Origin of the sequence: Aestuariicoccus sp. MJ-SS9 (assembly GCF_032586235.1) — a bacterium.
Classification (GTDB): Bacteria; Pseudomonadota; Alphaproteobacteria; order Rhodobacterales; family Rhodobacteraceae; genus Aestuariicoccus.
On record NZ_JAWHTD010000005.1, the window covers coordinates 181,209 to 191,275 of the forward strand.

At 68.5% G+C, this 10,067-nt stretch carries 8 protein-coding genes; 1 reads left to right on the forward strand and 7 read right to left on the reverse strand.

Annotated elements, in window-relative coordinates; translation table 11 throughout:
- Positions 1-4: 4 nt before the first annotated feature.
- The 4 genes from RXV88_RS06000 to RXV88_RS06015 are packed head-to-tail and all read right to left on the reverse strand — an operon-like array spanning position 5 to position 4,279.
- Positions 5-964: a glycosyltransferase family A protein gene (locus tag RXV88_RS06000; protein WP_316291198.1), complete on the reverse strand. Its 960-nt coding sequence runs from the start codon at positions 962-964 to the stop codon at positions 5-7.
- The gene (locus tag RXV88_RS06005; protein WP_316291199.1) at positions 961-2,199 is read right to left on the reverse strand and encodes a glycosyltransferase; all 1,239 of its coding nucleotides are present in this window, start codon (positions 2,197-2,199) and stop codon (positions 961-963) included. Before RXV88_RS06005 ends, RXV88_RS06000 begins: the two co-directional genes overlap by 4 nt.
- Positions 2,196-3,164 (reverse strand): NAD(P)-dependent oxidoreductase, encoded by a 969-nt coding sequence (locus tag RXV88_RS06010; RefSeq protein ID WP_316291200.1) that lies wholly within the window; start codon positions 3,162-3,164, stop codon positions 2,196-2,198. Before RXV88_RS06010 ends, RXV88_RS06005 begins: the two co-directional genes overlap by 4 nt.
- Entirely contained in the window at positions 3,152-4,279 is a 1,128-nt protein-coding gene (locus RXV88_RS06015) for a Gfo/Idh/MocA family oxidoreductase (protein ID WP_316291201.1), read from the reverse strand. The genes RXV88_RS06010 and RXV88_RS06015 overlap by 13 nt, the downstream gene beginning before the upstream one ends.
- A 304-nt stretch (positions 4,280-4,583) precedes the next feature.
- On the opposite strand from RXV88_RS06015, the gene RXV88_RS06020 reads away from it, so the two are divergent.
- Positions 4,584-5,348, forward strand: coding sequence for a WecB/TagA/CpsF family glycosyltransferase (locus tag RXV88_RS06020; protein ID WP_316291202.1), 765 nt, complete (start codon positions 4,584-4,586; stop codon positions 5,346-5,348).
- Here the strand turns inward: RXV88_RS06020 and RXV88_RS06025 are convergent.
- From RXV88_RS06025 to RXV88_RS06035, 3 genes are read right to left on the reverse strand one after another with little or no spacing between them, the layout of a single operon-like run.
- Positions 5,345-6,118 (reverse strand): SDR family oxidoreductase, encoded by a 774-nt coding sequence (locus RXV88_RS06025; protein ID WP_316291203.1) that lies wholly within the window; start codon positions 6,116-6,118, stop codon positions 5,345-5,347. The two genes, RXV88_RS06020 and RXV88_RS06025, sit on opposite strands and share 4 nt — an antisense overlap.
- Entirely contained in the window at positions 6,105-7,682 is a 1,578-nt protein-coding gene (locus tag RXV88_RS06030) for a GMC family oxidoreductase (RefSeq protein ID WP_316291204.1), read from the reverse strand. The genes RXV88_RS06025 and RXV88_RS06030 overlap by 14 nt, the downstream gene beginning before the upstream one ends.
- Entirely contained in the window at positions 7,679-9,721 is a 2,043-nt protein-coding gene (locus RXV88_RS06035) for an acyltransferase family protein (RefSeq protein WP_316291205.1), read from the reverse strand. The genes RXV88_RS06030 and RXV88_RS06035 overlap by 4 nt, the downstream gene beginning before the upstream one ends.
- Positions 9,722-10,067 lie beyond the last annotated feature (346 nt).

The window sequence follows — 10,067 nt, forward strand, 5'->3', positions numbered from 1 at the left end:
CCTCTTACTTGTATTCGATGATGCGCATGTCGGCGCGGCGCAGCCGGCGCAGGTGGAACCGCGCCATGCCGATCATGTTCGGGAGTTTCGACAGGGTCAGCAAAGCCGCAAAGCGCCGCGCCTCGGCCGGGCGCACGCCATCGCGCACCAGACCCCTGAGGGTGCGCATGTGGTTGAGCGGATAGCTCGCCAGCGCCAGCACGCTCAGCGGCCAGAACGTGACCAGCCCGAGCACCGCCAGCGCCGGCATCGCCAGACCGTAGACCAGCACGCGGCGGCGTTGGGTGACGAAATACTCGGGGTGCAGGTGCCCTACCTGGGCAAAGCCATGCCCCGTGCGCACCGCCCGCGCCCACCATTGGCCGAACCGCAGCATCGCCGCGTCGTGGCGCGTCATGCCGATGGGCAGGCGTTCGAGCCGCCAACCGGCCTTGCGCGCGCGGGTGCAGAATTCGTCGTCCTCGGCGGCGATCACATTGGGGTTCATGCCGCCCAGCGCGGCCCAGACCGCGCCGCGCACCATCATATCGCCGCCGCAGGCGTCGATCGTCCCGGCGGGACGGTGCCATTCCCAGTCGCAGAGCGCGTTGTAGATGCTGGCATCGCGGTGAATTTCCGCCCGCCAACCGGTGACCAGCGCCAGATCGGGATGCGCCTGCAGATGCGCGCGGGCGGCGTCGATGAACCCCGGAACCAGCGCGCAATCGCCGTCGATGAACAGAACGAATTGCGGATCGCTCAGCGCGTCGAAACCCGCGTTTCGGGCGCGGGCGGCGGTGAAGGGGCGGGTCATGTCCAGATTGACGACCAGCGCGCCCGCCGCCTCGGCCTGCGCGACGCTGTCGTCGGTCGAGCCGCTGTCGACATAGACCACCTGCCGCGCCTGACCCGTGACCGAGGCCAGCGCGGCCACCAGCCGCGCGCCCTCGTTGCGGCCGATCAGAACGACGTCCACCTGGGTCATGTCGCCGCCTCCGGCCGTTTGGGCGGCGGCGGCGCGCCCTTTGTGTAGGACTGGAAAAGAGACGAGAGGCGGGCGGCCTCTTGCCTAATGTCGAACTCTGCCAGCACCCGGGCGCGGCCCCGCGCGCCCATGTCCCGGCGGCGCTCCGGATCGTCCAGCAGGTCCTGCAACGCGTCGCGCAGGGCCTCGGCATCGCCGGGGGCGACGAGCAGGCCGCTTTCGCCATGCTCGACCAGCTCGGGGATGCCCGCGATCCGCGTCGTCACGACCGGCACGCCCGCCGCCATCGCCTCCATCAGTACCACCGGCACGCCCTCTGCAAAGCTGGGCAGGACGAAGACATCCGTCTCGCCCAATGCCGCGGCCACCGCATCCTGCGACTGGTAGCCGGCAAAGGTCACCCGATCCGACAGGCCAAGCGCCTTGGCATAGGCCTCCAGCCCCGCCCGCTCTGGCCCGTCGCCGATCAGCGTGACCTGCGGCCTCCCGTCCATCTGCGCCAGCGCCTCCAGCAACACCCGCACGCCCTTGACCGCCGCAAGCCGCCCGACGAAGAGCAGGTTCTTGCCGTCATGCGCGGCAGGGGCGTAGCGGCCCGGCTCCACCCCGCAATGCACGATGTGCAATCGCGGCCAATCCTGCGGATCGGCGAAACACATCAGCTGCGAGCGACAGAAATCGCTGATGCATGCCACAAACGCCGCGCGCCGCGCCTTGGCGTCGATCCGCCAATGGTGCGGCTCAAAGAAGATATCCGGCCCGTGGATGGTAAAGCTGAAGGGAATGCCCGAAAGCTCCGACGCCAGCATCGCCACGGTGCACGAGGCCTTGGCGATGTGATTGTGCAGATGCTGCACGCCGTTGTCCGCCAGATGCGCGGCCAGCACCCCGGCCTCGAGGAAATAGATCAGGTTGTAGGCCCGGCCCCGCACCCCCTTGGGCGCGGTGGCCCACGCCAGTTTCAGCGCCCGCAGATAGCGCCCCGGGGTCCGCATCCAGCGCAGATGCGCCCGGATCAGCGTCAGGGGCGATTTGGCGGCGTCCAGCACCCCGAAGGTGCGCGCGTGTTCGGCGCGCTGCTCGGGTCCCACCAGATGCTCGGCCCCGGTGGTGCGGATCGAACAGGTCAGAACCTCGTGCCCCAGATCGCGCAGAGCGGCGACCTCGCGCTGGATGAAGGTGTCCGATGCGCGGGGGTATTCGCCGGTCAGATAGGCCAGCTTGGGCAACGTCATGTTCCGCCCTCCCGTACCGCCCGTTCCAGCAGCTCTTCGAACGGGGCCGTGTCGCCGCCGCCCAGCGCCGCGCGCAGGGCCACGTTGGGATAGCGCAGCGGCATCAGCCGCGCGCGCAGGACCGGTTCGCGCAGAAGACCGGGCAGCCTGTCGCCGAGGGGTTTCAGCAGCCGAGCAAGCGTCAGCCAGACCGGATAGGGGATCGGAACGGAAAGGCCCGGCCAGCCGGTGATGCGTCTATGCGCGGCAAGAAATTGCCCCCGGGTCGGCAGGTCGTCGTCGATGACGTTGAGCGCCCGGATCCCGCCCGGATCGGTGCAGGCCGCCGTTAAGTGCGCCTGCGCCACATGATCCACATGGCAGAGCGGCAGTTCCCCGTCCGACGTTATCGCGACATGCAGCGGACCCGCCGACACCCCGCCCAACGCATGCCAGGTTCGCCCCGGGCCGTAAATCGCACCGGGCCGCAGGATCCAGAGCGGCGCGCCGCTCGCCCGGCAGAGCGCCTCTTGCCGCAGCTTGGCGGCGGTGTAGGGATCGCGGGCGTGGTCGGGGTCTTCGAGCGGGCTTTCCTCGGTCAGGGCGTCGCCGGGCGACAGCCGCATGGTGTCGTAGACCGTGATCGAGCTGACCAGCACCAGCCGCGCAGCCCCCCGCACTGCCAGCAGGTTTTCCGTTGCCCCGACGGTATCCGCCCCGTGCCGCGTCGACTGGTCGCCCAGATGGGCGGCGGCATGGATGATCGCGTCAGCGCCAGCGACCGCCTCACCCAGGTGGTCGCGACAGGCCGTGTCGGCAAGGTCGGCCTTCAGCACCGCGATCCCCGCATCCCCGACCCATTCCGCGGGCTCCGGCCCGCGAATGACCGCCGTCACCTTCAGCCCGCGCCGCCGCGCCTCGGCCACGCAGGCGCGGCCGACGAACCCGGCGGCGCCGGTGATCAGGATGCGGCTTACAGCGCCCATGGCATCGGCTCCATCGGCGGGCAGGTCGTGGTCATGCTTTGCGCCCCGGTCGTTTCGCCGGCGTTCTGGATGGCCAAAGTCACCTCGGTCAGATGCAGCGCGAAATCGCCGGCGATGCGGCTGTCGCGCCCCTGCTCCAGCGCCTCGAACATCTCGGCCGGGCCCAGCATGAAGTTCATCGCCGCAGCGCCCCAGGGTTTGACCTTGGGGTGGGTCGGGCCGGGCAGGCGAATGCGGCGCGGGAAGGGATGCTCCATCAGCCGCCGCCGCAGGGTCAGACGCCGGGCAAAGCGCACCTTGGCGGCGTTGTCCCAGGCGGCATCGCAGGACAGCACGCCGGTGTCGCCGATGATGCGGATGCGGTGGTCGTGCGGCGCGACGATGGAACAGGTCAGCCGCGTCACCGGCCCGTTGTCGAAGAAAAGCGTCGCGACCGACAGATCGGGGGCGAAGGGACCCGTGCCCTCCTTGTCGGGGATGGTCTCGGCCGAGGCGGCGACCACGGTGCGGACCGATCCGAACCAGGCGATGAGCCACGACAGGTAATAGCCCGCATGTTCCAGCGTGCAGCCGACGCGGAATTCATCCTCGAACGGCCAAGGCGCGCCGCTGAGCGACAGCCATTTGCGGTAGGCCGCCTGTGGCACGAAACCGTCGTCGAGCTCGGCATAGATCGCGCGCGGCGCGCCGGCGACGTTATGGCGAAGGGCGTGCCCCAGCGTCTGCGCCGCCTCGCCCAGAACCGACGACGGGGCCGAGGCGAGCATCACCCCCCGCGACCGCGCCAGCGCGTGCAGCGCCTTGGCGTCCTCCAGGGTCAGCGCCAAGGGTTTCTCGCAATAAACATGTCGCCCGGCGTTCAGGCAGGCCTTTGTCGTCTCGAAATGCGCATGAGGATTGGTCAGGTTCAGCACGATGCCGTCTTCGGGCAGCGCAGCCAGCAGGGCGGGCAGATCCGGCTGCGGCGGCAGGTTCCAATACGCGCAGAACGCGGCCTGCCGCGCGGCGACGCGATCATGCACCCCGGCCACCCGAATGCCGGGCATGACAGCCAGCGACCGCATGTAAAGATCGGCGACAAAGCCGCATCCCAATATCGCCACCGCACGCGTCATGAGCGCCCATTCCAAATCGGAAGAGCGCCCCAAATCGTCCCGGAGCGGGTGGTGCAAGGGTTTGCCATCATGCCTCTGCGCGATCGGTTCAGGCCCGAACGTCCTCTGCGCTCTATGACCGTGAAAGGTGGCATCAATTCGACAATCTTTCGAAAAACCGCGCCATTGTTTACGCGGCGGCGGATTTTTCCGGGCCAGAGCCCGAAAAGCTGTCGATTTGCCTGCAAGTGTGGCATTTATGGCTCCGCCCTGCAGTGCGGTTTGCGCTATATACCGCGCATCCGACCACATCTTGGGGATCGCATTGGAATTTGTCATCTGCGGAACGACGATCCGGGTCAACGTGGCCACCCGCGCCGCGCTCGAGGCGCGCGTGGCCGAACGGCTGGCGCAGCGCAAGGGCTTTGCCCTGGCGACGCTGAACCTCGATCACCTGGTCAAGCTGCGCAGCTCCGGCCCGTTCCGCCGCGCCTATGCGGCGCAGGATTTCGTCGTGGCCGATGGCAATCCGATTGTCTGGATGTCCCGGCTCGCCGGTCGCCCGGTCGAGCTGATCCCGGGCTCTGACGCGATCCTGCCGCTGGCGCGCATCGCGGCGCGGCAGGGGGTGTCGGTCGCGCTTGTGGGCAGCACCGACGCCGCGCTGGCCCGCGCCAAAAGCTATCTGGAACGTGAGGTGCGCGACCTCGAGGTCAGCCTCTGCATCGCCCCGCCCATGGGGTTCGACGTGCAAAGCGACGCCGCCGATGCGATCTTCGAGCGGCTGGGCGCATCCGGCGCAGGGCTCTGTTTCATCGCGCTCGGCGCGCCCAAGCAAGAGGCCTTTGCCGCCGCGGGCCGCCAGAAGGCGCCGGCGGTCGGCTTTGCCAGCATTGGCGCGGGGCTCGATTTCTTTGCGGGAACCCAGCAGCGCGCGCCCGGCTGGGCGCGCCGCTTCGCGCTGGAATGGGCGTGGCGCATGATGACCAGCCCCAAACGGCTGGCCCCGCGCTATGCCAGATGCGTCGCGATCCTGCCGGGGCAGATGCTGCGCGCGGCCCTTTTGCGGCTGCGGGCGGAACGGATCTAGGATGTTTCGATCCGCCGGGGCGCGCGCCGCCGGAGCAAAAGCAGGTCCTTGATCCGACCCTTCAGCCCCCGTGGCGGCAGGATTTCGGCGTCGCGTTCGAACAGGGTGCCGGTCAGCGACGGATCCATCCGCTGCGCCAGCTCGGCCCCCCAGCGCGCCGCGTCCTCTGGCGACAGGCCATCGGGCACGCCCATGGCCGTGTCCAGCATCCCCGGCATCCAGTCACCGATCACGATGCCCGGAAAGCGGTCGGCCAGGTCGGCGATCAGCGCGCGGGTGAAGATGCGCGCGGCCCCTTTCGACACCGAATAGGCCGACGCGGCGGGCAGCGGCGCGATATCGGCGAAGGTCGACACGTTCAGGATCCGGCCCCGCCCGGTTTCGACCATGTCCACCAGAGCGGCGCGGGTGCAGGCGACCACGCCGCCCAGATTGATCGCCGTGGTGGCCATGAAGCTTTCGGCGGTTTCGTCCAGAAAATCGCGGTGCGGATAGACGGCGGCGTTGTTGATGAGCAAGGCAACCGGCCCGAGGCCGCGGCGTATCGCGGCGAAGGCCGCGTCAACCGCCTTCGCGTCGGCCACGTCGGCGGCCACCGGGTTAAACCCGTCGCCGGCCAGCGCGGCGGTGCCCTGCAACGCCTCCACCCGCCGGCCGAGGCCCGCCACGGTGAACCCCGCCCGCACAAGCTCGACCGCCAGCGCGCGGCCCAGGCCCGAGCCCGCGCCGGTCACCACGGCGATGCCGTCCTTGGGATCAAGACGTTCCATGCGGCGCCTCCTTAAGCATCGTGTCTGCCACGCGCAGGGCGTTGGCGGCAATCGTCAGGCTTGGGTTCACACCCATCGAGGTCGGCATGAACGACGCATCCACCGCCCAGAGGTTCCACAGATCGTGCGCCCGGCAATCGGGCCGCAGCACCGATGCGGCCGGATCCTCGCCGAACCGGAGGGTGCCGCAGGGATGGCCGAAATTCAGCTCGGGCCCGGCACCGAGGAACACCCGCCGCTGGCCGCGGAACGCCCGCGCGATGGCCCGGCGAAAGGCGCGGCGGCGGCGCAACAGCTCTGGCCGGAAATCGTAGCGGATCGACAGGCGGTCGGGGTTGGCGGGGTCGAAGGTCACGCGGTTGTCGGGATAGGGCATGTCCTCCATCAGCCCGACGAAGATCTGAGCGCTGCCAAAGACGCGGGCGGCGATGGCGGCGGGCAGACGGGTCATCTGCCGCAGGCCCGGCACCCGCGCCAGCCGCGACCGGGCCAGCATCAGGTTCAGGTAATGCACGATCTCGCCATAAGAGGCGCGGATGCCCATCGCCTGCACGGTTCCCAGCCGGTCGCCGCCCGCATGGTAGAGGTCGCGCAGCGAGATCGCCTTGGTCGCGCCGTCGTCGGGCGTGCCGCGCGGCGGCCAGAGGGCGAACATCTCGTTAAGGTGGAACATCAGGTTGCGCCCCACAAACCCCGAGCTGTTGGCCGCCCCCTCGGGCCAGGCCTTTGAGGACGAGGCGAGCAGCAGGCGCGCAGACCCCAGCGCGCCCCCCGACAGAATGTAGCGCCGGGCCGTCAGACGGTGGAGCGCGCCCGCATGGCGGACCTCGACCCCGCTGACGCTGTCGCCCTCGCCCAGCAGCCGCACGACCTGTGCCTGATCCAGCAGCGCGGCATTCCCGGTTGCCAGCGCCGGCAGAACCCCGGCAGAGCGCCCGTCCATCTTGCAGTCGCGGGGGCATTTGCTGCCCAGACAGCGCAGACAGTCCTGTGGGTGCGCAATGGCGGTATGAGCATGATAGGGGTGCAGACCTTTGGTCGCGAACCGGTCGATCAGCGCCTCTTCGGTCGCGTTGAGCGGTGGCGGCGGAGAGAGCGGCAAGGGGTCCTCGACCGATAGCGGGTCGGGCGTGCCATAGACCCGGTACATCCGCGCGGCGCGGTCGAAATAGGGGCCCATTGCGTCGAACCCCACAGGCCAGCCGCCGGTCGGATGCGGCCGGTCCGGCGTGGTGTCCAGATCATGCCGCTCGGGCCGTTCCAGCGTCGCGGCGTAGAACACCGACGACCCGCCCAGCCCCGCGCCAAGCGGCGCGTAGAACGCGGTTTCGCGCCCGTTCAGCGTTGCATGCAGCGGATCGGGCCAGAGCCCTCGGGCGGCCCGCGCCTCTGGCACAAAGATGTCAGAGAGGCCGTTGCGTTCGGCCCGGTGCCCGGCGCGCCCCTGTTCGACGAACAGCACCTTCTGCCCGGCCTCGGCCAGGGCGCGGCCGATGGTGCCGCCGCCCATGCCGGTGCCGATGACGATCGCATCCCATCCCGCTTCCGGCGCGTCGGGGATCATCGCAGCGCCGTTTGCCGTTTTTCGCCGCCAAAGACCGGCGCAAAAAGATCGCGCAGGGCGATGGCCGCGCTGTTCGTCAGGTGATTGTTGTCGAAGTAAAAGCCGGTGCCGTCGTGCAGCGCGTCGCATTCGGTCTGATCGCAAAGGCGCGGCCAGGTGTCGATCCAGATGACGGCGCCGGATGCGGCCATCTCGCGCCAGGGCGCCTCGGCCTCGGTCACGCGGGCGGCCAGCGCACTCCGCGGGATGCTGTCACGGGTGACCGGCACGGCCGCCAGCGGGATGGCGCGGTGCGCGGCCTCGCGCGCGGCGCGGCGGGAATCGTATTCGGCGATTTCAGGCGGCTGGCGCAGCACGGCGATCTCGTCAAAGAAATCCATCAGCCCGGCAACGGTGGCGGCGGCGGCCTCGGCAATGCGTTCCGATTGCGGCTGTGCTTCGTCGACGGGCCCGTCGACTGGATAGACCGCGATGCGGTTTTCCGCGTCGAGCCCGACACCCGTGCCGCCGGAATAATAGGTCCAGCGCCCGACCAGGAGGATCTTTTCCAGGCTCTCCATCCGGCCAAAGCTTTGACGGATTTGCTTGTTGGCCCGCGTGCAGGCCAAATCCTGCGCCTGGGTCGCGGCGGATTCCACCTTGCGGATCCCGAAAAGCGGCGGACAGCCCGAGCGCCACAGGATGATGCCGGGCGTCCCGGCCTCATGCGCCGCCAGGTCGAGCCCTTCGCGGAAGGCGCGCACATGGCTGTCGCCCCAGACCAGAACGCGCGGCGGTCCCTCGGGGCCGATGGGGCAGACCTCGAGCCCGGCCAGAGCGCCGCTTTGCGGAACCTCGCAACGGCTCCAGTCCTGGAGGAAATCGGCAGACGCCTGGATATGCGGGCGCACCTCCGGACCGAACCGGTCCGGCAGCCCGTTGCGGGTGTAGAGCGTGCTGCCGATCAGCAGCAGGATGCCCGAGGCCGCGACAGTGCCGCCCAGAACACAGACCCCGGACAGGCCCCGCGCCTCGCGCACCGGCTGCTCGACGAACCGCCAGGACAGCCAGGCCAGCACGAACGAGAGGCCCATCCACAAGACCGACTCGGCCAGCGGCATGTCGCCGCCGCGCAGATAGGTCGACAAGGTGTAGACCGGCCAGTGCCAGAGATAGAGCGAATAGGATATCTTGCCGATGAAGACCGGCCAGCGGTGGCTGAGGAGGCGGTTGACCATGTTCCGCCCGGTGCCGTTGGCCAGCAGCAGGACGGTGCCGAACACCGGCAGCATCGCCTGCGCGCCCGGAAAGGCCGGCCCGGCCTCAATCGTCACCAGGCCGAATATCAGCAGCGCAAGCCCGAGCACGCTCAGCACCGAATAGCCGCGCCATTGCCGGCGGCTGTGGATGCCCCAGATCGCCAGCAGCACCCCCGACAGCAACTCCCACGCGCGGAACGGGAAGAGATAGAAGGTCGCGGTGCTGTATGTCGGCGTCAGCGCCACGCAGGCCACAAGCGATAGCGCCCAGATCGCCACCAGGAACCCCACCAGCCCCGCGCGCCAGCGCGCCAGCAGCAGGATCGCCAGCGGCAGGAAGATATAGAACTGCTCTTCCACTGCGAGCGACCAGGTGTGCAGCAGCGGCTTGTCCTCGGACACAGTGTCGAAATAGCCCGCCTGCCGGTAGAACAGCACGTTCGACAGATAGATCGTCGAGGCGATCAGCGCCTTGCCGTATTCGCGGAATTCGAACGGCAGCAGGATCGCCCAGGCGACCCCGGTCGTCAGCAGCGCCATCACGAAAAAGGCCGGGGCCAGACGCCGGAAGCGCCGCATGTAGAAATGCCGCAGCCAGATGGTACCCGACCGGTCGTATTCGCGCCAGAGGATGCTGCCGATCAGAAAGCCCGAGATCACGAAGAAGATGTCGACGCCGATGAAACCGCCGGTCACGTATGGCAGGTTGAAATGATAGAACACCACGGCCAGGACCGCGATGGCGCGCAGCCCATCGATGTCGCTGCGGTAGGGCAGCGCGGTCTGGCCGGTTTCCTTCATGCCTGACGCCCCGCGTCTCGCGGGGTCGCCGAACTGACCTTTTGTGTCACTATCCGTCTCCGGCTTCTCCGGGTCGCGGGGGCCGCGGTCCGCTAAAATCTGATTGGACTCTGCAAGGCCAGATTATGACGTTTCGGTCAAGCAAAGCACCACCCCCGGCGCAGGCTGGGGGGCAAATGTTGCTATTGCATCAAGACGCGCGGATTTAAGAGCGACACTGAGGCGAATTTTGGGCAATCTGCGCCGAGATGACATGACGAACGACTAGTGTCAGGATTCATAACCAGTAGATGACGGTTGCGGCGAGAGCGATTGTCGACAGGAAGACCTTGGGGCAGCGGTCATA

Bases quoted from the DNA above. Each gene is read 5' to 3' on its own strand.
- RXV88_RS06000 (WP_316291198.1), bottom strand. From the start codon at position 964: ATGACCCAGGTGGACGTCGTTCTGATCGGCCGCAACGAGGGCGCGCGG.
- RXV88_RS06005 (WP_316291199.1), bottom strand. From the start codon at position 2,199: ATGACGTTGCCCAAGCTGGCCTATCTGACCGGCGAATACCCCCGCGCA.
- RXV88_RS06010 (WP_316291200.1), bottom strand. From the start codon at position 3,164: ATGGGCGCTGTAAGCCGCATCCTGATCACCGGCGCCGCCGGGTTCGTC.
- RXV88_RS06015 (WP_316291201.1), bottom strand. From the start codon at position 4,279: ATGACGCGTGCGGTGGCGATATTGGGATGCGGCTTTGTCGCCGATCTT.
- RXV88_RS06025 (WP_316291203.1), bottom strand. From the start codon at position 6,118: ATGGAACGTCTTGATCCCAAGGACGGCATCGCCGTGGTGACCGGCGCG.
- RXV88_RS06030 (WP_316291204.1), bottom strand. From the start codon at position 7,682: ATGATCCCCGACGCGCCGGAAGCGGGATGGGATGCGATCGTCATCGGC.
- RXV88_RS06035 (WP_316291205.1), bottom strand. From the start codon at position 9,721: ATGAAGGAAACCGGCCAGACCGCGCTGCCCTACCGCAGCGACATCGAT.